The sequence below is a fragment of the Kiloniella spongiae genome, from assembly GCF_001026905.1.
Taxonomy (GTDB): Bacteria; Pseudomonadota; Alphaproteobacteria; order Kiloniellales; family Kiloniellaceae; genus Kiloniella; species Kiloniella spongiae.
Map to the genome: position 1 here is coordinate 1 of NZ_LAQL01000012.1, position 23,206 is coordinate 23,206.

The 23,206-nt window shown below is 44.7% G+C and carries 23 protein-coding genes; 10 read left to right on the forward strand and 13 right to left on the reverse strand.

Going from position 1 to position 23,206, the window contains the following annotated elements:
- On the forward strand, window positions 1-372 hold a 372-nt coding region (locus tag WH96_RS16330), incomplete at its 5' end, for an FAD-dependent oxidoreductase (RefSeq protein ID WP_047765296.1).
- On the opposite strand, the gene WH96_RS22680 is transcribed toward WH96_RS16330, so the two are convergent.
- Complete coding sequence (locus WH96_RS22680) at window positions 373-2,109, reverse strand: calcium-binding protein (protein WP_053006044.1); 1,737 nt, start codon at window positions 2,107-2,109, stop codon at window positions 373-375.
- A gap of 513 nt (window positions 2,110-2,622) precedes the next feature.
- On the opposite strand from WH96_RS22680, the gene WH96_RS16340 reads away from it, so the two are divergent.
- Window positions 2,623-3,963 (forward strand): NAD(P)/FAD-dependent oxidoreductase, encoded by a 1,341-nt coding sequence (locus WH96_RS16340; RefSeq protein WP_047765297.1) that lies wholly within the window; start codon window positions 2,623-2,625, stop codon window positions 3,961-3,963.
- Window positions 3,964-4,024: 61 nt separating this feature from the next.
- A complete protein-coding gene (locus WH96_RS16345) occupies window positions 4,025-5,305 on the forward strand; it encodes an NAD(P)/FAD-dependent oxidoreductase (RefSeq protein WP_047765298.1) in 1,281 nt (426 codons plus the stop codon).
- 46 nt (window positions 5,306-5,351) lie between these two features.
- Here WH96_RS16345 and WH96_RS16350 read toward each other — a convergent pair whose 3' ends face one another.
- The gene (locus WH96_RS16350) at window positions 5,352-6,110 is read right to left on the reverse strand and encodes a DeoR/GlpR family DNA-binding transcription regulator (protein WP_047765350.1); all 759 of its coding nucleotides are present in this window, start codon (window positions 6,108-6,110) and stop codon (window positions 5,352-5,354) included.
- A 118-nt stretch (window positions 6,111-6,228) separates the two neighbouring features.
- Window positions 6,229-8,712 (reverse strand): DUF3772 domain-containing protein, encoded by a 2,484-nt coding sequence (locus WH96_RS16355; RefSeq protein WP_047765299.1) that lies wholly within the window; start codon window positions 8,710-8,712, stop codon window positions 6,229-6,231.
- A gap of 376 nt (window positions 8,713-9,088) precedes the next feature.
- On the opposite strand from WH96_RS16355, the gene WH96_RS16360 reads away from it, so the two are divergent.
- The 5 genes from WH96_RS16360 to WH96_RS16380 all read left to right on the forward strand — a co-directional run bounded on the left by WH96_RS16360 (window position 9,089) and on the right by WH96_RS16380 (window position 14,118).
- On the forward strand, window positions 9,089-10,393 hold the full coding sequence (locus tag WH96_RS16360) for an extracellular solute-binding protein (RefSeq protein WP_047765300.1): 1,305 nt from the start codon (window positions 9,089-9,091) through the stop codon (window positions 10,391-10,393).
- 87 nt (window positions 10,394-10,480) lie between these two features.
- Window positions 10,481-11,359, forward strand: coding sequence for an ABC transporter permease subunit (locus WH96_RS16365; RefSeq protein ID WP_047765301.1), 879 nt, complete (start codon window positions 10,481-10,483; stop codon window positions 11,357-11,359).
- An 11-nt stretch (window positions 11,360-11,370) separates the two neighbouring features.
- Window positions 11,371-12,225: an ABC transporter permease subunit gene (locus tag WH96_RS16370; protein WP_047765302.1), complete on the forward strand. Its 855-nt coding sequence runs from the start codon at window positions 11,371-11,373 to the stop codon at window positions 12,223-12,225.
- On the forward strand, window positions 12,225-13,301 hold the full coding sequence (ugpC, locus tag WH96_RS16375) for a sn-glycerol-3-phosphate ABC transporter ATP-binding protein UgpC (RefSeq protein ID WP_047765303.1): 1,077 nt from the start codon (window positions 12,225-12,227) through the stop codon (window positions 13,299-13,301). Before WH96_RS16370 ends, ugpC begins: the two co-directional genes overlap by 1 nt.
- Before the next feature lie 22 nt (window positions 13,302-13,323).
- On the forward strand, window positions 13,324-14,118 hold the full coding sequence (locus WH96_RS16380; protein ID WP_218045075.1) for a DeoR/GlpR family DNA-binding transcription regulator: 795 nt from the start codon (window positions 13,324-13,326) through the stop codon (window positions 14,116-14,118).
- A gap of 5 nt (window positions 14,119-14,123) precedes the next feature.
- Here WH96_RS16380 and WH96_RS16385 read toward each other — a convergent pair whose 3' ends face one another.
- The 5 genes from WH96_RS16385 to WH96_RS16405 all read right to left on the reverse strand — a co-directional run bounded on the left by WH96_RS16385 (window position 14,124) and on the right by WH96_RS16405 (window position 17,742).
- On the reverse strand, window positions 14,124-14,897 hold the full coding sequence (locus WH96_RS16385; RefSeq protein WP_047765305.1) for a substrate-binding periplasmic protein: 774 nt from the start codon (window positions 14,895-14,897) through the stop codon (window positions 14,124-14,126).
- 130 nt (window positions 14,898-15,027) lie between these two features.
- Window positions 15,028-15,381, reverse strand: coding sequence for a VOC family protein (locus WH96_RS16390; protein ID WP_047765306.1), 354 nt, complete (start codon window positions 15,379-15,381; stop codon window positions 15,028-15,030).
- 62 nt (window positions 15,382-15,443) lie between these two features.
- Window positions 15,444-15,932 carry an SRPBCC family protein gene (locus WH96_RS16395; RefSeq protein WP_047765307.1) on the reverse strand — a complete coding sequence of 163 codons (489 nt, stop codon included), beginning with the start codon at window positions 15,930-15,932 and terminating at the stop codon, window positions 15,444-15,446.
- Window positions 15,933-16,277, reverse strand: coding sequence for an ArsR/SmtB family transcription factor (locus WH96_RS16400; RefSeq protein ID WP_047765308.1), 345 nt, complete (start codon window positions 16,275-16,277; stop codon window positions 15,933-15,935).
- A gap of 88 nt (window positions 16,278-16,365) precedes the next feature.
- On the reverse strand, window positions 16,366-17,742 hold the full coding sequence (locus WH96_RS16405) for an aminotransferase-like domain-containing protein (protein ID WP_053006048.1): 1,377 nt from the start codon (window positions 17,740-17,742) through the stop codon (window positions 16,366-16,368).
- A gap of 103 nt (window positions 17,743-17,845) precedes the next feature.
- Between WH96_RS16405 and WH96_RS16410 the strand changes: the two genes are divergently transcribed.
- Complete coding sequence (locus WH96_RS16410; protein WP_047765309.1) at window positions 17,846-18,586, forward strand: pyridoxine 5'-phosphate synthase; 741 nt, start codon at window positions 17,846-17,848, stop codon at window positions 18,584-18,586.
- Window positions 18,587-18,709: 123 nt separating this feature from the next.
- The gene (locus tag WH96_RS16415; RefSeq protein ID WP_047765352.1) at window positions 18,710-19,129 is read left to right on the forward strand and encodes a DUF1801 domain-containing protein; all 420 of its coding nucleotides are present in this window, start codon (window positions 18,710-18,712) and stop codon (window positions 19,127-19,129) included.
- Here the strand turns inward: WH96_RS16415 and WH96_RS16420 are convergent.
- The 5 genes from WH96_RS16420 to WH96_RS16440 all read right to left on the reverse strand — a co-directional run bounded on the left by WH96_RS16420 (window position 19,126) and on the right by WH96_RS16440 (window position 23,188).
- Entirely contained in the window at window positions 19,126-19,392 is a 267-nt protein-coding gene (locus tag WH96_RS16420) for a metal-sensing transcriptional repressor (protein ID WP_047765310.1), read from the reverse strand. The genes WH96_RS16415 and WH96_RS16420 overlap by 4 nt on opposite strands.
- A gap of 117 nt (window positions 19,393-19,509) precedes the next feature.
- Window positions 19,510-20,280, reverse strand: coding sequence for a hypothetical protein (locus tag WH96_RS16425; RefSeq protein ID WP_047765311.1), 771 nt, complete (start codon window positions 20,278-20,280; stop codon window positions 19,510-19,512).
- 97 nt (window positions 20,281-20,377) lie between these two features.
- Window positions 20,378-21,040, reverse strand: coding sequence for a hypothetical protein (locus tag WH96_RS22015; protein ID WP_156176834.1), 663 nt, complete (start codon window positions 21,038-21,040; stop codon window positions 20,378-20,380).
- Between the two features lie 112 nt (window positions 21,041-21,152).
- Window positions 21,153-22,196, reverse strand: a complete 1,044-nt coding sequence (locus WH96_RS16435) for an RDD family protein (protein WP_053006050.1) — start codon at window positions 22,194-22,196, stop codon at window positions 21,153-21,155.
- Complete coding sequence (locus tag WH96_RS16440) at window positions 22,181-23,188, reverse strand: stage II sporulation protein M (protein ID WP_047765313.1); 1,008 nt, start codon at window positions 23,186-23,188, stop codon at window positions 22,181-22,183. The genes WH96_RS16435 and WH96_RS16440 overlap by 16 nt, the downstream gene beginning before the upstream one ends.
- Window positions 23,189-23,206: the final 18 nt, after the last annotated feature.

Here is a 23,206-nt window from a genome sequence, read left to right on the forward strand (position 1 = left end):
GAAACCCATAACACCGATGCTGATGTTATGGGCAGCGGAGAGATAGAACTGGCCCATAAAGCAAACCGTATGGATGACCTGCGGCAGGAACAGGAATTTCTCGGCAAAACCTTTGATCACAACACTTATGTCCTTGCCCCGGCCCAGTTAGCTGAAATCGGTCTGTCGGGTGACTTTCACGGTGGTCTGCATAACCCCGACCGGGTTTGGTCTTCATCACTAAAATATGCCAGAGGGCTTGCCCGCCTTTTGCGTGACGGTGGTATTGAGATCTTTGGCAACAGCCCTGTCACCAAGTGGGAAAAACATGTTCGATGGTCACCATCTTCACACCTCACAGGGCATGGTAAAAGCCAACTACGTCATTATTAATTACGAATGAATTTCCAAATTTTCTGTTTCGAGTAGTGACTGAATAGTCGCGATCTCTGATCTTCCGCTAAGAAGGTCGAGATTCCCGAGCTCGATAATAAAACCATCAGATCCAACTGCAGAACCATTCAGATCGATTGTTAAAAGTGTGTTTGATCCATCATAGGAAATATCAAGGAAGCGATCTAATGCAGTTGCCAGTTCCGCATTGTTACTGGCCCCTGCCAGGCTTCCATCATCTATTAAATCTCTGAGCTCAAGTACATCGCCTTCGTTCTGGTTAAAATCGCGGATATAGTCATGACTACCAGTTGTCGTGCCATAAAACACAAACGCATCGATACCATCACCTCCAGAAAGATAGTCGTTACCGTCACCGCCAGAGAGCCTGTCATTACCAGAACCGCCACGAAGAATGTCATTACCAGCATTGCCTTCGAGCCTATCATTACCATCACGTCCATAGAGGAAATCGTTATCGGAACCACCTAGAAGATAGTCATTATCGTCACCGCCATATAACCTGTCGGAACCGGAGCCTCCTAGGAGAATGTTGTTACCATCATTACCATAAATTTTATCGTTACCGGAACCACCTGAGAGAAAGTCGTTACCGTAATCACCAATAAGTTCGTCATCACCATCACCGCCATAGAGTTCGTCACGACCAGAACCACCATGAAGATAATCGTCATCGTCACCGCCATATAGCTTGTCGTTACCATAACCACCAGTGAGTCTGTCTTTACCAGCACCACCTTCGAGCCTGTCGTCACCCAGATCGCCAGAGAGAATATCGTCTTCGGAACCGCCTAGAAGAACATCATTCCCAAAACCGCCGATGAGAACGTCGCGCCCCGAACCGCCATCAAGATAATCATTACCCAGACCGCCATCGAGAAAGTCATCACCGATATCCCCAAAGAGATAGTCGTCACCTAAACCGCCTTCAAGCCTGTCGTTACCGGAACCACCCTCGAGCCAGTCGACACCGTCATCACCCCGGAGAAGATCCCTACCACCACCGCCATTGATAGTGTCGTTACCATAACCACCATGCAGGTGATCATTACCGCCACCACCATCGAGCCTGTCGTCACCATCACCGCCATAGAGTTCATCATCCCCGAAATCACCATATAGCCTGTCGTTACCGTGACCGCCATAAATTCTGTCGTTATCACGCCCACCATCGAGAATATCGATACCATCACCGCCATCAAGAAGATCGTCACCACCTCCCCCTAAGAGTGTGTCATCACCGCCATCGCCACGGAGATGGTCGTCGCCGTTGCCGCCATTGACATGATCGTTATCTGCACCGCCATCAAGATAGTCGTTATCCTCACCACCAATGAGAATGTCGTCACCATCTAGGCCATGAATAAAGTCGTCACCATCACCCCCTAAGAGCCAGTCGTTACCATCGCCACCATTGAGAATATCGTTACCTGTTCCGCCAATGAGAATGTCGTCACCACCACCACCACGCAGATGATCATTACCGCCGAAGCCGTTGATAGTGTCGTTACCATCACCGCCGACCAGGTAATCGTTACCGGAACTACCAGAAATCACGGACTTATACATATCGTTGTAATCGGGAAACTTGTATTGAGAATAATTATTTTGCATGTAAAAATTACCCTTAAGTTCTTCTTCAAGCAGGTAATCTTTATAATTTGTTTTTATCAAGTTGGTTGGAACAAGGTTTTTTTCAATTTCATGGGCACTCATTTTCTATATTCTTTTCACATGGTTACTCAGAAATAGTAAAATCGACTGAATTCTAAAATGAATTCGAAACGGCGTTTTATCGCCACTACATATTCTTCGCTTACGACAAGAATTGTAGGATTTGTTATGAATTAAGTATGTATTTAACCATATTACAAACACAGTGAATGAGTGAAATAAACGTGAAAACTGCTTTCTACACTTAAATAAGTCTAAGCTTTGCTGCGAGATGAGAGGCAACTGAAACGATTACAAACACATCAAATGGTCATTCAGAAATAGACATATGTTTCCCATATCTGATACAAAGCAGCAAAAATCATAACCTGATTTATAATAGCTAATATTGTGGTTTGGGATGGATGATTACAGTTTGTTACATCTCGTAATTATCAGCCGTAATTTTAAATGCATAACGATCATTTTGCCTTGACCAAGTGATCTTCCTGACATGGAATACACAAAAACAAAGTACTCATCCTTCGCCTTCTTTTAAAAAGTTCGTCGCTCGCCATGAAATATCTTTATGATACGCACGCTTTCTCTGCTCAAAATCATGCTCCCAGCTATTGGCGGGATACGGCACCTGCGTTAGAGGATTTCCCCAGCCTGACTGAAGATACCAAGTGCGAAGTTGCGGTTATCGGCAGTGGGTACACAGGGATGATGGCCGCCTATCGTCTGGCGACAAAGTACCAGATTGATGTAAAGGTCTTTGATGCTGCCCAACCCGGTTGGGGTGCTTCGGGACGTAATGGTGGTTTTTGCTGTATGGGATCTACGAAACTCAGTTATCAACAGATGATCCGTCGTTACGGGCTGGATGCCACAAAAGATTTCTTTGAGGCTCAAAAGCAGTCTGTTGCTTTCGTGAAATCTTTTTTGGAAACCCATAACATCGATGCCGATGTAACGGGCAATGGTGAGATTGAGCTGGCCCATAAGGCCAACCGTATGGATGACCTGCGGCAGGAACAGGAATTCCTAAGCAAAACTTTTGATCACAATAGTTATCTTCTTGCCCCGGCCCAGTTAGCTGAAATCGGTCTGTCGGGTGACTTTCACGGCGGCCTGCATAACCCGACCGGATTTGGCCTTCATCCGCTCAAATATGCCAGAGGACTGGCCCGCCTTTTGCGCGACAACGGTATTGAGATCTTTGGTAACAGCCCTGTCACCAAATGGGAAAAACATATCGATGGTCACCACCTTCATACCCCACAGGGCATTGTGAAAGCCAACCACGTCATCATGGCGACAAATGGCTATACCGCAGAAAACCTGTCCTCGAATGCAGCCGGAAAATTGCTCCCGGCGCTGTCGTCCATTCTGATAACACGCCCATTAAGTGAACAGGAACAACAAGATCAGGGCTGGAGCAACACAACAACGGTTTATGACAGCCGGATCTTGCTCCATTATTTTAGATTACTCCCTGATGGACGTTTCCTATTCGGTGGTCGCGGGGGTACAGATAGCTCCGCCAGTGGTGAAAAGCTGGCCGAAAAGCGCGTAAGAGAAGACTTTGAAGCACTCTTCCCTGCTTGGGCGCATATTGAGCACACTCACTTTTGGCAGGGTTTTATTTGCCTTTCCAATGATCTCGTTCCCTATATCGGCCCCATAAATAAAGATAAAACGGCATGGGCTTCACTTGCCTATCACGGCAATGGGGTCGCCATGTCCGGTTGGGCCGGAAAAGCGCTGGCTGACGAGATTGCCGGAGACAGAACGGATAGCAAGCTACCAAGTGTCTTTACAAAACGCTTCAATAAGTTTCCGTTGCCTGCGCTACGTTTGCAATATCTAAAAGCTGCCTATGCCTTCTACCAAATTAAAGACGAGTGGCTTTAACCCCTATTTTTAATCTTCTGCGATTTACACCTCAGGCTTCAATCAACGAACAAGTAACAACATGACTTATCCTGATACCTATTACAGCCGAACGACAATTGAACATTCCCCCTACCCTTCCCTGACACAAAATCTGGAAACAGACGTTTGCATCGTCGGTGGTGGTCTGGCTGGATTAAGTTGTGCGTTGGAGCTTCTCAACAAAGGAAAGTCTGTAGTTATCCTGGAATCCAACCGAGTTGCATGGGGTGCATCTGGGCGCAATGGTGGCTTTGTTTCTTGCGGTTTTGCAGGCGGTCAGGACATTGTTAAAAAACGGCTGGGCATTGATAAGGCACGCAACGTTTTTGCCTTGTCACTGGAAGGCGTCGATATGGTTCGAAAAAATATCGATGACCTAAAACTGGAAAATGTAAACCCAAGCCCCGGCATGTTATCCGTCATACGCTATAACGATCCCGATGGTATGAAAAAACACTGCGATTATATGGCAGAGCAATACAACTATCCGCTGGACTATTTATCCCGCGATGACCTTCAGGAAAAATTCAAGACCGCCCGCTACTATCAGGGTAATTTTGACAAGGGCGCATTTCATTTTCACCCGCTGAATTATTGTCTGGGGATCGCACAGGCAATCACAAATAAAGGTGGCCTCATCTTTGAAGAGACCGAAGCCACTGAAATGAAACTCGATGGTTCGATCAAAGAAATAAAAACAGCAAGCGGTACGATAAAAGCAAAAGACGTGGTTCTCTGTGGCGGTGGCTATTCCGGTAATGTATTTGACCGCCTCAGGCGTGCCTTGCTGCCCATCGCAACCTACGTTGTTGTCACCGAAAAGTTGGGAACGCGCGTTCATGATCTGGTGAAGACCAGCGCTGCAATCCTCGATGATCGTCAGGCATCAGACTATTACCGCATCGTTGATGAAGACCGTTTACTCTGGGGCGGCAGGATTACGACAAGAACAAGCCAACCCAAACGTTTGGCTCAACTGTTGAAACAGGACATTACAAACGTTTATCCGGAATTGTCGGGCGTAAAAATTGAAATGGCCTGGACGGGTTTGATGGCCTATGCCCGTCATAAAATGCCCTACATCGGTGAACTAAGACCCGGCGTTTGGTCCTGCACCGCTTTTGGCGGGCACGGGATGAACACAGCGCCTATCGGGGGGCGTCTTGTTGCCGAGGGTATAACAAAAGCATCTGATCGACATAAACTTTTCAAAGCGTTTGAGCTGGAATGGAATGGCGGTATATTCGGGCCACTGGCAGCACAGGGTATTTATTGGGGAATGAGGCTATCAGACAAGTGGCGCGAAGCCATGTCTCGTTAATCACTATATTCTGGGTCACTTTAATCATTACATTCTGGCAATTAGCCTAAGTAGCAATTAACGTCTCGACCTCGGCTTCTTTCAGTGCGTCCTGAAGCTCTTGCGGTGGCTCTCTGTCCGTTACCAAAAGATCCATGTCGCCCAGATCGGAAATATGAACAATGCCTTTGCGCTCGAACTTTGTGTGATCAACAGCAACGATCACACGCTCAGAGCGTTCCATTACAGCCTGGCAAAACTCTTTCTCACTAAGACGAAAGTCCATCAATCCGTTGGGGTTAACCGCCCCGATAGAAAAGACAGCGGTTTTCACCTGAAAGGTCTTGATAAATTCAATTGCTGTTGGCCCGACAGAAGCAGCATCATCCGTACGCAACAGGCCACCAGCCATATAAACTTCGTTGCCTTCACCGCTTACCAGTGTGCGGGAAATTTCAGCCGAGTTTGTTAAAATCACCAGATCGCTGTGGTCGCACAACGCTCTCGCAACGTAGTTGGTCGTCGATCCGGGATGCAAGAATACCGTTTCACCATCTTCGATCATTCGGGAAACCGCCGTGGCAACCTTTACCTTGGCGTCCATATTTTCCTGCATACGCATATGGAACGGCGGTTCTTTGATATCATCCGGCATGGTGACCTTGCCATGGGTCTTAATCACGAGGCCTTTGGCAACCATCGGCTTGATATCACGCCTGATTGTTTCTTCCGAAACAGAAAGAGACGTCGCAATTTCAGATATGGCACAGGTGCCTTTCAAGCGAATTGCCCGTAGTATTTCTTGTTGGCGAGACGAAGCAGACATAATAACCCCAAAAGATAAATTCATACCCTTTATGACGCTCAAACAACTTCATTTCAAGAAATAACCTGACATAACCACAAAAAACCCAATTTTTTGCGCTTTCTGATGAAAATATTACTTACTCCGGCTTCTTATCGATGTTTTTCTCTTCAGTAGATTTTTCTGTCTCTGGGTCTTCAGCCCTAACCTCATCTTCTTTTTCGAACTCGTCTATTGATTTTACGCCACTTGGGATCTGCTTGATATAAACATCCTGTTGCGGGAAAGGTATCTCGATGCCCGCTTCTTGAAAGGCCTTGCGGATAGAAAACCTGAGATCACTGGCAATACTCATTTTATTTTCAATATCTTTCAGGAAACACCTGAGTTCAAAATCCAACGAGCTCGCGCCAAAATCCATGAAAAGTACGTAAGGTTCTGGACGAGGAAGAACCCCCGAGTGCTCTGTTGCAATCTTGGTTAAAATATCCCTGACCTTCTCTTCATCAACATCATACGAAACACCGATACGCAGTTCCAATCGACCAAGTTTGCTCTTATGAGTCCAGTTTTTCATTGTCCCCGAAATAAGGTCAGAGTTCGGGATAATAACGGATGCACGATCAAAGGTTTCTATTTCAGTCGCCCGAACCTTGATCTTTTTGACATGCCCCTCTTCATTTCCAACAACAACCCAATCCCCTTGTTTGATCGGCCGCTCAAATATCAAAATTAAACCTGATACAAAATTATTCACGATGGATTGCAAGCCAAAGCCAATACCGACTGAAAGCGCACCGGCAACAATGGCAATATTGGATAGATCAAGCCCCGCAGCAGAAACACCGATCAGAACGGCAAGCCCCAGCCCCGCATACCCAACAGATGCTTTAATGGCATCACGAACCCCAGCATCAAGTTTTGTTTTTGGCAGAAGACGCTCATCGAGTAGCTTTGCAAAAACTTTCGTGAGCGCGAGCATGCCGATAAACAGCATCCCTGCAACGGCGATATCAATAAATGATATCCTGACTTCCCCAATTTCAAATCCGGTCAATCCCGCCTGAATAATGCCCAAAAGGCGCTGCCCGCTCATGCCCCAAATCAATAGAATTCCAATGACACCCAATACAACCAGGGCACAGCCAACGCACAACACAATCCAGAAACCAAGTCGATCGGCCCCGTCATCATCCAGTGATAGAATATTTCTAAGACTGCGCCCGATATCTGCCTTTCCCGACAATTCATAGTGCGCGACTTCATGCACGATCACATGTATCAACAGCAACAACAGAAAAAGTTCCAAAGTTGCAACAAGGTTGAAAACTGCGAAATGTGCCATGGGAATAAAGCCAATAAAGGCCGCAGCAATCATAATTGACATAAAGGCGACAATCACCTTCCGAAATCGCGACCACAGCCGCGAAACGCGACTAATCTCTTCTGGTACTTCTCCCGCAAGTTTCCATAAACTTTTCCTGTGTAACAGGATCACGAGCACAGCCATCGCCGTTGCTGTAAAGAAACTCCCCAAAAGGTGCTGACTGGCAGAAGCGGGTACAATTTCATTTACGACACGGATTAACAGATCAATCGAAAAGATGAAGGCAATAATAATAGCAATAATACGGACCTGTTGAGCAGCAGGGATCGCCATAGCCAGAACACGCCAGGAAGAACGTACTGGAAACAGCGTTGCCTTGGTTATTGCTTCTGCAATCGTAATAAAAAGCAAGCCGAGAATAATGGCTTCGACCATTTGCTCTATCTCAGGGTCCAGGATTTTACCCCACACCAAAGTACCCGTAACCAACGTTAAGAGTGTGACAGGTATCAATGCCCGCCTTAACGCATTCAAAGACGCCGCTAATACTCTTTTGTGATAGTCAGGACGCACGATACTTTCTTGCACCCCATAGCGTCGCCTCATCACACGCAATAACAACGAAGAAACAAAAGCAGCAGCGAGAACAATAACCCACAAAGGGATTATTTCTTCCCACTCGATTTTCTGCCCTGCTGTGTTCAGCGCCAATTCCAGTTGAAGAAAAAAGACTTCCCAGTCTGTTCCACTTAATTCAAAAGCTTCGCCCCATAATGAACGGGAAATAGGCACAGGCCCCCTGCTAAACACTTCATTTACAAAACGCTGCCTTTCGATCTTGTTAAATCGCCCGACAAGTTCATCCACCCGGGGGGAAATCAATTCAGCCTGCTTGATCTGACTACTGACAACCGAAAGTTCGGTTTCAAGGGTTTGCCTGATCATAACAATTTGCTCGGTCTCGGGCGTTTGATTTTGCTCCGGGATAGGTCCAAGACCTTTTAATTGCTTTGTCAGTTGGCTTTGTATTGGCTGTAATTGTGAAATAAACTCTCTTGCTTCAATACGAACATGGTCAAGATCGTCACGAATATCCTCAAAATCACTTTGGGAAAGATTCCCCCGCTCCAGATCCTGTGTTTTTTCATAGAGCGCCAGCTCCCAGACAGAGAGCGCTTCATCAAATTTCTTGCGTAACTCATCATTGGCAGTAACAGATGACGCAACATTAAGAGATAAAAAACAGATCGAGAAAAAAAACAATGCCTTTTGAAACATTGCGATCAATATTTTCATGAAATTCAATTCTCAAATTCAAATCTTAAAATTAGACGAACAATTTCCTACAAGACTATATCATATCTTTAGTTAGGAAAGATAACTTACTGCCATCTTGTAATATAGACAGAATCAACAACAATAAGTCCACTATCAATAGTAGCCTGATACCAATTATTCACCAAAAGATAGATGTAAAAAACAAGATCAACCATAAGTAAACACCGATTCAACACATAAAACCCTTAGAAAACACTGGGATGGAGATTTTGTCTTTTATTTGACCAATTTTTGTAGTTATAGTTTCATATGAAGGCTATAAATGGTTCAAATGAACCCGAAACAACGGGTCTAATATATTCTTTCGATGCTTTACCTTCAGGGAGTTATCTCTATGTTAAAACGTACTCTTACGGCCATTGGCGCATTTTCGTGCCTGGCAACAATCAGCGTGGCAAATGCTGCGACTGAAGTTCAATGGTGGCACGCTATGGGCGGTCGCCTAGGCGAAGTTGTTGATGAAATTGCTGTCAAATACAACGCAAGCCAAAGCGAATACAAACTCGTACCGACCTATAAAGGTGGTTACGAAGACACAATGACAGCTGGTATTGCGGCATTCCGTGCCAAGCAACAACCACATATTCTCCAGATTTTTGATGCCGGTGCTGCAACAATCATCAATGCCAAAGGTGCAACCATTGCTGTTGCCGACCTGATGGCTGAACACGGTGCAGGCTTCAACAAAGAAGATTACCTCGCTGGTGTGCGTAACTTCTATGCTGATTCCGACGGCAAGATGATCGGCATGCCGTTCAACTCTTCCACTCCTTTGCTGTATTATAACAAAGAAGCTTTCAAAAAAGCTGGCATTGCAACCCCGCCAAAAACTTGGGAAGAGTTTGAAGCAATCGCTCCCAAGTTAAAAGAAGCTGGCTACATTGCCCTTGCGCAAAGTCACAGCCCATGGATTTTCACTGAAAACTTCCACAGCCGTCACAATCTACAAATGGCAACAGCAAACAACGGCTATGACAGTACTGATGTAAAAATCATGTACAACAACCCGGAACTGAAAATGCACTGGGGTAAAGTCAAAGAATGGCTCGACAAAGGCTGGTACGGTTATTATGGCCGTGCATGGGGTGACAACCAGGATGCATTCATCCAGAAAAAAACAGCTATGTGGCTCGGTTCATCAGGATCTTTTGGTGGTCTGACAAAGAGTGCTGAATTTGAGTTCGGCGGTTCTTTCCTGCCATATTGGAAATCAATCGTAGATGAGCCAAAAGGTACTTTCATCGGTGGCGCTGCCCTTTTTGCAATGTCAGGTCATGACGACGAAGAGTACAAAGGCGTTGCAGACTTCATGAAGTTCCTGACCAGCCCGGAAATGCAATATTTCTGGCACAAAGAAACTGGTTATGTTCCGATTACCAATGCAGCTTATGACCTTGCAAAAAATGATGGTTACTACGAAACAACGCCAGACGCTGAAATCGGTATCCTTCAGCTAAACCAGCCTGGTGGTGACTGGACAAAAGGTTATCGCCTTGGTTATTACGTTCAGATCCGTGAAGTTCTCTACAAACACTTCGATGATATTTTCGCAGGAAAATTATCTGTTGACGATGCTTTCGCTAAAATCGAAGAAGAAAGCAACGATCTGCTAGAGCGCTTTAACGCGACCTATAACTAAGACTTGGTTATGGGCGGCGGTCTGAATGACCGTCGCCCATAGTTTTACGATGTTTATTATCGACGAATATGGAGCGCGCTTTCTGCTATGAAACGAGTTCAATTTAGCCACAGCCCGATACCCTATCTGTTTATCGCTCCACAAATTATTATCATTTGTATATTTTTTCTGTGGCCAGCTGCTCAGGCCATCTATCAATCATTTTTACTGGAAGATGCTTTTGGCCTCTCTTCACAGTTTGTCTGGTTTAAAAATTATAAAGATACAATCCTGACGGATGCCTGGCTTCAGTCCGCAGGCTTTACCCTTGTGTTTTCCTTTTTAGTCACATTCCTGTCCCTCGCCCTTGCCATGTTATTGGCAGTAAAGGCGAACGAGGTGATACAAGGAGCAAGAACCTATAAAACTTTGCTAATGTGGGCCTATGCCATCGCGCCGCCAGTGGCTGGCTTGATGGGCAATCTGATGTTTAACCCCTTGATCGGTGATCTTTATTATTTCCTCAATGCCATGGGCTGGGATTTCAACCATAAACTTGATTCATTCGATGCTGGTTTTGTTGTTATCCTCATCGCTGTCTGGAAGCAGGTTAGCGTCAACTTTATCTTCTTCCTGTCAGGTCTTCAGAGCATCCCGAAATCTGTCCTCGAAGCAGCAACAATCGACTGTAAAAGTAATTTACGCCGGTTTTGGACCATGACGTTCCCGCTTCTGGCACCAACAACCTTCTTCCTTGTTGTGATTAACATCACATACGCTTTCTTTGAAACCTTTGGCATTATTGACACCACGACAGGTGGCGCACCGGGCGGCTCAACAAGTACACTTGTGTACAAAGTTTTCACAGATGGCTTCCGAGGAAACGATCTCGGTGGCTCATCTGCTCAATCAGTTGTTTTGATGCTTATGGTTCTGGCTTTGACGGTTATCCAGTTCCGTTTCATTGAACGTAAAGTTCATTACTAGGAGGGATCAGAATGTTGAAACTTAGTTGGCATGCGATCTCGGGACATTTGATCCTTATTCTCGGTGCAATTTTCATGACAGCGCCCGTTTGGGTTGCCTTTATGTCATCAACCCATTCCGCTGAAACATTATTCAGAGAAGGCCTTCAAGCATGGCCCGGCGGCCACTTTTTCGAAAATTACAATGAAGTTCTGTTTGTCGAAGGCGGCGTGATGAAACGTGTCACCGCCAGCATGATGCTCTGGAACAGTTTGCTATTGGGGATTGGTTTTGCCATTGGTAAGGTCGTGATATCAACCCTGGCCGCTTACGCCATTGTCTATTTCAGATTTAGACTGGCTACACCGTTGTTCTGGATCATATTCATGACACTCCTCTTACCGCTCGAGGTCAGAATTATCCCGTCCTATGAAGTTGTTGCAGGTATGGGCTTGCTGGATACCCACACAGGGTTGATCCTGCCGCTCATTGCCTCTGCAACCGGAACATTCTATTTCCGTCAATTTTATAAATCAGTCCCTGAAGAGCTTTTGGAAGCAGCGCGACTGGATGGTGCAAATGCATGGCAGTTCTTCATTGATATTCTGATCCCCATTTCCAAAACGATGATCGCTGCAATCCTGATCATCATGTTTGTAGTTGGGTGGAACCAGTATCTATGGCCCTTGATCATGACAACAAATGAAGACAATTACACCTTGGTCATCGGCATCAAGCAGATTTACCAGGTATTGTCAGAGGGCGGAGAACTCCCTCAATTCCAAAAAGCGTATGCCCTGACCATTCTGGCCACCCTGCCCCCTGTGATTGTGGTGCTGGTGTTCCAGAGCTGGTTTGTTAAAGGTTTGGTAGAAAGTGAAAAATAATGGCCGAAGTTAAGCTCACCAATGTTAATAAAGTGTACTCAAACGGCGCTCACGCTGTCAGAGGCGTTAACATGGAAATTGCCGACGGTGAATTTATCGTATTCGTCGGCCCAAGTGGTTGTGGTAAATCAACTCTGTTACGCATGGTCGCAGGACTTGAGACAGTTACCGAGGGCGATCTTTTTATTGATGAAAATCGGATCAATGATGTCTCCCCGGCGGAACGTAACGTGGCAATGGTTTTCCAGAACTACGCGCTTTATCCGCACATGACCGTTCGCGGCAACATGTCTTATGGCTTGAAAAACCGCGGAGATTCCAAAGAAGAAATCGAACAGAAAGTCATTGCTGCAGCAAAGACACTTCATATTGAAGATTTTTTGGACAGGCAACCGAACCAGCTTTCTGGTGGTCAGAGACAACGTGTTGCCATGGGCCGTGCAATTGTCAGAAATCCAAAGGTGTTCCTCTTTGACGAACCCTTAAGTAACCTTGATGCAAAGCTTCGTGTACAAATGCGCATTGAGATCAAAAAACTTCAACGCAAAATGGGTGTCACCAGTATTTACGTTACCCACGATCAAACAGAAGCCATGACATTGGCTGATCGTCTCGCGGTGATAAACAATGGTCAGATAGAGCAGATGGGGAAACCTATAGAGCTTTACAAAGATCCTAAAACACTTTTTGTCGCCAGCTTTATTGGATCGCCACAAGTAAACCTGCTTTTAGTTCAATACGACGGAAAGTTCCTGAAATCAGGTTCCTTAGAAATTGGGGGATTTGAAGGTTTACCCATAGCTGAAGAACTTGTCCTTGGATTGCGGCCGGAACACCTCCGCATTGACGATCAGGGTAAATTAACAATGAAAATTGACCTTGTTGAACAACATGGTGCAGATAACCTTATTTACGGATCTCTTGAAGGGGCCAAAAATGAGGATGGTGATGATCTCGAACTATGTTTGCGTCTCAATCAGGATCAAGAACCATCCATTGGTGACACAATCAAACTTAGCTACGATCACAGCAACGCACTTGTTTTCAATAAAGAAACAGGTAATCGTTTGATCTAGCTTCCTTACTGACCGGAAAATATTGGCCGAAAAAAGCGGACATCACTTAACTATGCGTCTGAGCGAGAGACAAAATCAAATACTGGAATGGACCAGTCGTGAAGATGCCCTGAGCATTGAAGACCTGTCCAACCATTTTCAGTTAAGTACCCAAACCATTCGCAAGGATATAAACGCCCTTTGTGAAACCGGATTGCTCAGACGTGTGCATGGTGGTGTCTGCTTACCTTCTGCGATTGAGAACCTGTCCTTCAACACAAGACAGGTCATGAACGCTAAAAACAAAGATGAAATAGCCCAAGCAGTTGCAGATCAGATACCGGATGGTTCAACTATTTTTCTCGGCATAGGGACAACAGTTGGGTCTGTTGCCAATGCTCTGCTGAAATATCAAAACTTACGAGTTCTGACAAATAATCTCAAAGCTGCTGCTATTCTCTGCAATAACGAAAATATTGACACACATGTCTCGGGTGGACGCCTAAGACAAAGCGATCACGATCTGGTCGGTGTTGAAACCATCCGTTTCTTTTCCTCGTTCAAAGCCGACTACGCCATTGTCGGTACAGGCGGGCTGGACCCCAGTTATGGCATGATGGATTTCAAGCCTGATGAAGCCTACGTCACTCAGTCCATTTTGGAAAATAGCCGTAAAAAGATTCTTGTCGCGGATAATACAAAGTGGAATAGGCCTGCAAACGTAAAAGTCGCTTCATTCAAAGACCTCGACCTTATGGTGACCGATCTTTTACCTGACGAGAATACTCGTGTGCAGCTTGAACGTTCCAAACTGAAAATAAAAGAATGTAGCGCCTAACCCCTCTACATCAGCGGAGTTGAATCTTTCCCAAGGTGCTTGATCCAAACTTCCTTTATCGCGCCGCTGTCAAGTAACTGAAGAAACTTAGCATTAAATGCCTCAATCATGCCCAGTCCGTGTGGGTGTTTTTTAGAAATAATAAGATGTTCGGTTGAAATGTTTAAGGGAATCTCAGATTCCGAAAGTACGTTCTGGGCCTCATCTTTCCACAATCGATCTGCTGCCGCCCAGGCAACCGAGGGACTCATGACAACAAAGTCAGCAGGCCCGGATGCTAATCTTTCCAAACAACCATCAACACTTTCAGCACTGAAACGCTCGATCTGTCTTGTTTCTATCAAATCAACAAGCTCAATTTCCGTCTTATATCCCAAGGGTTCACAGTTGATTAGACCGATTAAATCTTCAGGTTTAGCAAAAGGCCTTGCTTGTCCACGTTTTTGAAAAATGCTTAGCTTAATTTTATGTACAGGGTGCGAAAAATAAAACTTCTCAGCACGTTCTTTGGTGTGTGCATAGGGGAAGGTCGCATCACTTTTTAAACGATCAACCCGCTTCAGAGCACGGTTCCACGGATAAAACCCAAGTGTTGACTGATAACCAATTTCTGAGAAAACAAGAGATACAATTTCTGTAATTACGCCACCATTGAGAGAATCAGGGCTTGCATAGGGAGCATAATCAAGCCCCGTAACCAATTTCACTTCTTTAGATTGGGATGTTATAGCCCATACAAGACTATGAAATAACACAACAAAGAAGATAGATAACTTCATCCGGCGCTCTATAAATCGTTATCCCTATTTATAGATTACTCCAAATAAGTAAAATTATACTAAATAATCTTTTCCATAAAAAAGCTCTACCAAACATGACAGAGCTTTCAGTAACTATTCAGCTAGAGAATTAAGCTTCAACAAGCCCAACTCGACGCCCGTCCGGATCATTAAAGAGACCTATCGTTGGACCACCGGGAATATCCATAGCTTCCAGAACAATGGTCCCCCCCTTTTCAACAGCTAGTTTTAGCGTTTCATCGACTGAAGGCACTTCAACGTAAAAAGTCAGGTGACCGCCTGTGTCAGCCATATCTTCGCCGATGCCACCGTTAATCCCCTTTTCGTCACTCTCTGTATCAACCATGCCGTAATTCATCGGGTTTTCAGCATCAATGTCCCAGCCGAAAAGGTCTCCGTAAAAGGCTTGCGCCTTTTCTGCGTCTTCAGAAATAATCTCAAAGTGTACAACGGGACATCCCATTTCTTTTTCCTTCTTATCTTTTTCAGTATATTTACCGCGTTACAAACGCCAAGTGGTTAGCTTTATTTTTTGGCAAGAACTTCATCAAGACAGCTATATGAACTCTCCCATCCCTGACGATGCTGATCGCACTGTTCTGCATCAGCAAAGATCTTTTGGGAAAATTCCATCAAGGTTTTTTCACCCTCGTCATGAAGTAAGATTGTCACTTCTGTCTCATGCCCGCGAATTCCGCCCTCTCCAATCCAGGCCCAGGTGAAGACCAGCTTGGAAGGATCCTCTATCTCAGTGTAAATACCGCCAACTTGTTTAGAAGAGCAATCTCCACCTGTATTCTCAAGCGTCGTTGTCCATTTCCCACCTACACGCAGGTCAATCTCACAGAGACTGCAATCACATCCTTTGGGTCCCCACCAAATTTTAAAAATCTCAGGTTGGGTTAGCGCTTTAAAAACCATTGTTCTGGGCGCAGCAAAACGGCGCGTAATTTCCAATGATAAATCAGAAGTGGTTGTATCAGATAGATAATCTAAACCTTTATGTTCGGCCATTTACTTCGCGTCCTCTTCAGCGTTATCTCCAGCCACCATTGCTTTCAAAGTGTCATCAAGCTGCGCGAAACTGCCTTCCCAAAAGTGACTATAATGTCCCAACCACTCAACAGCGCCTTTCAAAGGCTTTTCCTGCAAAATACAGCGGCGCAACTGACCATCCTTCTCTTTGCGGATAAGCCCGGAACCTTCGAGTATCTTGAGATGTTTTGTAATAGCAGGTGCAGACATCTCAAAAGGCATCGCCAGTTCACCGACAGTTGCCTCCCCCTTCGACAGCCGCAATAAAATGGCCCGCCGTGTGGGGTCTGATAACGCAAAAAATGTATCGCTTAGATTATCCATAGCTTAACCAAAAAGAAAATTAACCTAAAAGTTAATTAATGTATTTTCAAGTTTTCGTCAAACTATTCATACCCAACCACACCATCAGTTACATCTGAAATTTAGTCGCCTGGGGCATACTGTTTAGAAGCCCGACAACAGCGGTTAGGGACTGTTTTAAAAGGGCATTGTCTATGTTGGTCAGATTGATACGCACCCCGGATGGTGCTGAAACCGGATCGACAGCGAAGATACTTGAAGGCGAAACCCGAACCCCACGTAATCCAAGCGTCTCAGCGAACTCTTCTGCCTTCCATGTGTCATTCAGAGGTATCCAGAGATGTGAGGTCGCATCATTATAGCGGTACGAAATATTTCCGAGACAGTCCTCGGCCTGTTTAAGTAAGTTGGCCGTTATGGCGTTCCGCTGTACTTCAAGTTCACTAGCGGTTCCATCTTTAATCCAATGACACGCAACCTCGGCCATAAGGGGCGGCGCCATCCAACTGGTTGTTTGGCTCGCAGCCAGGAACTGAGATAACAATCCTTGCGGCGGCATTAAGGTACCGACCCGTAATCCAGGAGAAATAGTTTTCGACAGACTGCTGATATAAACAGTACGTTCGGGGTTATAAGCTGCTATTGGCTTGAAATCTGACTTTGGGCTACGCGGATTAACATCGTCCTCAATAACAAAAAAACCATATTGATCTGCCATTTTTGCTATTTCAGCAATCCGTGCCTCAGACATCGTTGCCGTGGTCGGATTATGGGCAAATGGCATGCAATAAAGAGCTTTGACCGAATTTCTGAGACAAGCCTGTTCCACGGATTGTGGAAGCAAGCCACCTTCGTCCAGTGCAACGGGGACAAGATTAATACCAAAGAAACGTGCATAGTTCTTGATACCAGGATAAGAAAGTTCTTCCACCAACACCGTATCTCCGGGGGATGTTAGTGCCCCCAAAGCTGCAGTTAGTGCCTGTTGCGCCCCCCCTGTGATGATCAAACGTTCAGGGTTAGCTTTGAAGCCGCGCCCACCAAGCCATTCACATAAAACTTCGCGGTGACGAAGTAGTCCCTGACTTTGGCCGTATTCAAGCATGCCATCAAGATTGCTATCCTTGCCAATCTCGATCAACGACCGCCGCAACTGTGCTTCCAGATTAATAAAGGGCGGCGTATTTCTGCTTAGATCAACAGCCCCAGTTTCATCCAGCGCATCCTGCTTAGATTGCTCATGATCTCTGTGAGCGCGAACAAAACTTCCCCGGCCGGTTTGTTTAACAAGTAAGCCCCGTTGTTCCGCAAGATCATAAGCGCGTAGAACTGTTCCAACCGTAACACTGAGTTCATCGGCAAGGTCACGCATTGGAGGGAGTTTCTCCCCTTCGGTAAGACGCCCTTGTTCAATATCAAGCGCCAAACAATCAGTTATGGCGCGATAGACGGATAGTTTTGGATCAAGCTTTTGTGGAACCCACATTGTTACCCCAACAATGTTTTTATTGACTAGAACAATAATAAGAACATTATTCTATATAAAATCACAACAATTTATATTGTTACCGTAACAATATGAGGAAATTATGACTGTTCTGAGCATCAATCTAAACAAAATCGCCCTGCTACGTAACCAACGTGATATTGACTATCCAAGCGTCACAGGAATGGCGAAGATCGCCTTGGCCGCTGGTGCAGGCGGGATAACAGTCCATCCGAGGCCCGATCAAAGGCATACACGAAAGTCGGATGTATACGACCTTTCCAAAATGTTACGGGAAGAATATGCTGCCTCCATCGAATTCAACATCGAAGGTAATCCAACCGAAGAATTCATGGAGCTCGTCGCCGATACAAAACCTGAACAAGTAACATTGGTTCCTGACGATCCGGATCAGAATACATCTGATCATGGATGGGATATCCGCAACAACAAAGACAGGCTCAAAGAAATTGTTGATCGGCTTCACGCACAAAATGCACGCGTATCCGTTTTTATTGATCACGATCCCGATGTTGCCCTTGCTGCGGCAGAAATAGGAGCTGACCGGGTCGAGCTTTATACGGGTCCCTACTACGAATGCTTCTACAGAGATGACCGCGAACAGGTACTTTCCAAGTACAAAAATACGGCGATTGCTGCACGCGATGCTGGCCTTGGCGTCAATGCGGGGCACGATCTAAATCTGGATAACCTCGCTCATTTTTTACAGGCCATTCCCTGGACAGACGAAGTATCGATTGGACATGCCCTCACCGCAGATGCCCTGATCTACGGAATGGAGGGTGCTATCAAGGCTTATCTTGCTGAAATAGCAAAGAAATAAAGACTGGATAGAATAACTTGAGGGTATGGGCTAGACTAACCTCCGATACCCTCAGCACTTTTCTATATGGAATTGTTGGATTATTACAACTTACAAAGAACAAGTATTTCAGGTCTGAAAAGAATGACTTCCAGTCCCCTGCCAGATATCGTCGTTCCGGCGTATGACAAATATCCTGCCGCCATACGTGAAAAGCTTCTCAACCTCAGAGAAATGATACTGGATACAGCAGCCAGTATTCCGGCAGTTGGTCCTATAGAGGAAGCCCTAAAATGGGGACAACCAAGCTTTCTGACCGCAAAATCTAAAAGCGGTACAACAATTCGCATTGATCAAGTCAGAGAAAATCAAGGACAATACGCTCTCTATGTTCATTGCCAGACCAATCTTCTTGATCAGTTTCGCGAACTCTATCCAACCGAGTTTACATACAGCGGTAACAGGGCAATCCTATTCAACGAAAAAGATAACCTCGCAACACACGCGCTACAGCATTGTATTTCTCTGGCGCTGACCTATCATCTGAAAAAGAAACAGCTTTAGAGATACTTCGTGATCTCTTTCAACTCATCCAGAGTTTGGACTGATTGGCTATCTTGATCTCCCTGCCCCAAACAATGATCAATATGGTCATGGATTAAGAGCCTCTTGGCTTTGATTACGGCTTTCTCGACAGCATATAACTGCTGCGCAACTTCAACACAAGATCGTTCATCTTCCAGCATTTCCATAATCTTATGCATATGACCATGCGCCCGCTTGAGGCGATTGATTACCTGTTTATGCGATGCGTGCTGTGTTGACATTTTTCTGCCGTCTCATTTGAATTGTTATTCTGCATAACAAGAATTTACCATTACATAAAGAAAAAGCCGGAAACGAAATCGCTCCGGCTTTTTCATTTAATCTAACTGATTAATATCTTAATCGAAGACAGAGGCAATTTCATTTGAAGAAACGCCTTCTTTGCTATTGCGTAGGTTGTTGTATGTCACAGCACTAACAATCAGGAAGAAGGTTGTTGTAATAACCTGCACCACGGTCGAGATAACAATCGCAAACACATTCAAGCTCGTACTAACAAAGAAAATCGTGATAAAGTTACTAATAAATCCAAGAACAATGGCAATGACCATGATGATCAGGAAAAGCCCCAGGATAGACCAGCGGTTGCCTTTGGTAAGATCTGCGCTTCGCCCAAGGCTTGCAAAGACACCCGGACGTTCGACGACCACAACAGGTATCACAACAAAAAAGCATATAGCCGCAAAGATCCCAGGAACAATCAGCAATACAGTACCAATAAGAATAGCAATGTAAGCTATAAGGCCGGATAAAATCACTGGAACCAGAACACTTAGGCTTTTTGAAAGACACTCGCCAATACTAATATTGCGTCCTGTGATATCCAGAAAAACCCCGTAAACAACGGCAGCTGCAGAGGCAAACGACAGGATTGTTGAAACTATCATAATCCATACGAACTGGTTACCAAAATCATTAAACACAGTTTCCGGGTTTTCAACACTGGCTGTGAATAGACCGGAAGAAACAGACCAGATCAGCATCGGTAATTGAAAAATCAACACCAAAAGGTTTAATGGAATAAAACGTTTCAGGAAAACACTAAACGTAGTGCCTAACGTGTTGCCAACATTAAATTGGCCAACAACATTCTCATTCAAATTACTCATATTACCCCCTCAGATAATAATATATCTTTTAAAATTAGAACTCGAAAAACATTATCCCAGCATATAATTAACTTCAATCAATTCTTATTCTTTGAAATCATTCAAAAATAGAAGCCACCTGCTCTTTTGTTGGACCTTCCTGTAGCTGACGCAATTCAACATAGGTAAATGCAGACACAACAAAAAAATATGCAAAGACGACAGAATCTATTAGTTGCTCAACGATAAACAGAAGAGGTGTAGAAATCAGTCCATCGAAAAAAGAAGTTACATATTCGGTAAGAATAGGAAAACAAGCTGTCACCAGCACAGAAATGAAGAATAGTCCCGCAAGAGGCCAGCGACTGCCCCGTGATAATTCACTACTGCGCTTTAAGCTACCAATAATACCCGGTTGCTCGACAACGATCACAGGAATAACAACAGCCAATAAAACCGCTACATACACCCCAGGAACAATCAAAAGCACAAGCCCCAGATAAAACAAAAATATCGTAATTGTCCCAACCACCAAAATCGGCATGAGATTGGACAGACTATTTAGTCCACACTCCCAAACAGATATTTTCTTTCCCGAGATGTATAAAAAAACACCATAAACAACAGCTGCTTCAGCTAAAAATGATGGTAATAAATACGAGAACAAAGACCCTAAATACTCATACCAATCTCTATCTATAGTAAGATTGACAGCATCTAATTGATAATCACCTGCGGATAAAGTCCATAAAATAAACGGGGCTTTAAAGAAAAAAGCCAAAGCTATAAACGATCAAAGCTTATCAGAGAAAAAAACGACAAAACTGTCCTTTAAAATTTTACCCAGATTTAAAGAACCATTTCTCCAGTTATTTTCTGGAGTAACATCATTATCATTTATCATGTTTATTTTCCCGGCGGACACCAAAGAGCATCTTGGCTTCAAGCCTCTTACGCAGCGCGGCGTAATAGGCTTTAAGAAATGCCTTATCACTTTGTGTGTTCGTTCCTTTGTGGTTTTTCCAATAGAATGAAGACGTTTCAGTCTTCGGTGGTTCAACCCATTTAATTTTTGCTTTTATTCGTTCGGTGACTTCTTTGATTGTTTTTGGGGCAACCTCTGGTTTTCTCAGCAGTTCTTCCAAAGTTTGCAGCTCATATATGCCATAGGCATCAACCTGCTCATCCGAGAATCTGTACAGATCCACTTGTCCTGTACTCCTTGAGATTTTTTGGGTTGCAACTCCGAGAGTATCTTTATCTTGAACGATATCACCCAGCAGATTTGTTTTTGGTATCTTTACAACCCAAGTTCCGGCAATCATGTCCCCTGCTCTCAAGCGGTCTTTATTAAAAAAGGGCAGAAAAAGAAAAACGCCGAGCCAGATCCAAATCAAGAGACTGATAATCCCTTCATATCCGGAGGAAACGGGGGAAAAAAGCATCGAAATCGGCAAAAAGAGTTCCAGTTCGCGCATCAAGTTGCGAGCAAAAACGGCATCTGGTTTCAATTGTCCGCCCTTGCGATCAACAACCCGGATGCCCAAGGCACGCTTGCCCGGAGTTCGTCCCTGCCATTTTATTTCAAAGAAACTGAAGTAAAAATTATACCAAAGAAACAAAAGAACAGTGACTATGGAATAAAGAACATAGATGAACTCTTCATTTTCCAGAAAATTTTCCCAAAGCTTAGAAAAAACAAATCCAAGAATAATTAATATCGGCACCCCATAAACAATCATTAGATCCAGCAAAACCGCCGCCAAGCGATCTCCACGGGAAGCCAATTGAAAGTTGACGGGAACACCTTCGGGGGTAATCACACGCCGCCAATGGCTTTTCTCTTGTTGGGCTTTAGTCTTGATCTTCTTTTTCTTTGATCCAGGCACCTTTGAGGAAGGTGTTCGGGAAGAAGGAGGCGTCACTGTCTGTTGCATATTTTACGCCCCCAATAGCCAAAATACACCCCCCAGAATGTCAGCATAGAACTACCAATAAGAAAGCGTGTGGACGTATCTGTTATCCATTGACGTCCAAAGCCTTCGAGTATTGCTGCAATCAAAAGCATGAGGACGGCCCCAATAACAATCTTAGCGGCTTGACGTCCCTCGTGCGCAAGATTTGAAAGCCTGGATTTGTTCCCCGGTATTATCATTCCCTTGGCAAGACCAAGTCCACCTGCCCCACAAAGAATAATTGCCAGTAGTTCGGTCGTTCCATGAATAGACAACCAGCCAGCAACATCCACCCCCAAACCACGGCTGCTATAAAGGGCAACAAATGATCCCAAGGTTAGGCCATTGTAAAAAATCAGAACAATTGTTGGCACCCCAAGGGCAAACCCGAGTGCAAAAGAGAACATGCCCACAGATGAATTGTGCGAGAACAAAGACGACGCAAAAACATTTAATTCATGTGCTTCAATGTCAGCACCGTCATATAAACCTTTGCGTAAATCTTCTGTTGCGCTGGCAGGCGTACGCCCACTGGACATACCATCGCTTACAATCGTGTAATACCACTCTTCATTCGTGATAGTCAGATAATAGGCAATAAGTGCGGCAACAAGCATTATAATAGTCGTCAAGAGAACACGCCAACGTGCACTCCAAACAGCCGCGGGTAATTCTTCAAACAGAAACTTAAAAACAGTTCCCCCAAAACTGGCATGTACTCCATAGATACAAAAGTAAGCCCTTGTTGACAGAAGTTCGAGATATTCAAGTAAATTTCGATCTAACGAAACACCTCGTGCAACGGATAGAGAGGAAAGTGTAAAGCGATAGAGATTTGGAAGACGCATCAATTGTTCCGCATCCAACGATTTGACGCCTTTCTTTTCTATTTTTTCCACCAGATCTTGAAGCTCTTTCCACGACGCTTCACGTTCTTTACGAAACTGTGAACTTTTCAGTGTTGCATCTGACATTATGTACGCCTCTTCATA

Coding starts and splice junctions, on each gene's coding strand:
- WH96_RS16390 (WP_047765306.1), bottom strand. CDS start 15,381: ATGGGATGTCCCGTTGTACACTTTGAGATTATTTCTGAAGACGCAGAA.
- WH96_RS16365 (WP_047765301.1), top strand. CDS start 10,481: ATGAAACGAGTTCAATTTAGCCACAGCCCGATACCCTATCTGTTTATC.
- WH96_RS16395 (WP_047765307.1), bottom strand. CDS start 15,932: ATGGCCGAACATAAAGGTTTAGATTATCTATCTGATACAACCACTTCT.
- ugpC (WP_047765303.1), top strand. CDS start 12,225: ATGGCCGAAGTTAAGCTCACCAATGTTAATAAAGTGTACTCAAACGGC.
- WH96_RS16410 (WP_047765309.1), top strand. CDS start 17,846: ATGACTGTTCTGAGCATCAATCTAAACAAAATCGCCCTGCTACGTAAC.
- WH96_RS16355 (WP_047765299.1), bottom strand. CDS start 8,712: ATGAAAATATTGATCGCAATGTTTCAAAAGGCATTGTTTTTTTTCTCG.
- WH96_RS16425 (WP_047765311.1), bottom strand. CDS start 20,280: ATGAGTAATTTGAATGAGAATGTTGTTGGCCAATTTAATGTTGGCAAC.
- WH96_RS16405 (WP_053006048.1), bottom strand. CDS start 17,742: ATGTGGGTTCCACAAAAGCTTGATCCAAAACTATCCGTCTATCGCGCC.
- WH96_RS16400 (WP_047765308.1), bottom strand. CDS start 16,277: ATGGATAATCTAAGCGATACATTTTTTGCGTTATCAGACCCCACACGG.
- WH96_RS16435 (WP_053006050.1), bottom strand. CDS start 22,196: ATGCAACAGACAGTGACGCCTCCTTCTTCCCGAACACCTTCCTCAAAG.
- WH96_RS16370 (WP_047765302.1), top strand. CDS start 11,371: ATGTTGAAACTTAGTTGGCATGCGATCTCGGGACATTTGATCCTTATT.
- WH96_RS22680 (WP_053006044.1), bottom strand. CDS start 2,109: ATGAGTGCCCATGAAATTGAAAAAAACCTTGTTCCAACCAACTTGATA.
- WH96_RS16420 (WP_047765310.1), bottom strand. CDS start 19,392: ATGTCAACACAGCACGCATCGCATAAACAGGTAATCAATCGCCTCAAG.
- WH96_RS16440 (WP_047765313.1), bottom strand. CDS start 23,188: ATGTCAGATGCAACACTGAAAAGTTCACAGTTTCGTAAAGAACGTGAA.
- WH96_RS16350 (WP_047765350.1), bottom strand. CDS start 6,110: ATGTCTGCTTCGTCTCGCCAACAAGAAATACTACGGGCAATTCGCTTG.
- WH96_RS16360 (WP_047765300.1), top strand. CDS start 9,089: ATGTTAAAACGTACTCTTACGGCCATTGGCGCATTTTCGTGCCTGGCA.
- WH96_RS16340 (WP_047765297.1), top strand. CDS start 2,623: ATGAAATATCTTTATGATACGCACGCTTTCTCTGCTCAAAATCATGCT.
- WH96_RS16345 (WP_047765298.1), top strand. CDS start 4,025: ATGACTTATCCTGATACCTATTACAGCCGAACGACAATTGAACATTCC.
- WH96_RS16385 (WP_047765305.1), bottom strand. CDS start 14,897: ATGAAGTTATCTATCTTCTTTGTTGTGTTATTTCATAGTCTTGTATGG.
- WH96_RS16415 (WP_047765352.1), top strand. CDS start 18,710: ATGACTTCCAGTCCCCTGCCAGATATCGTCGTTCCGGCGTATGACAAA.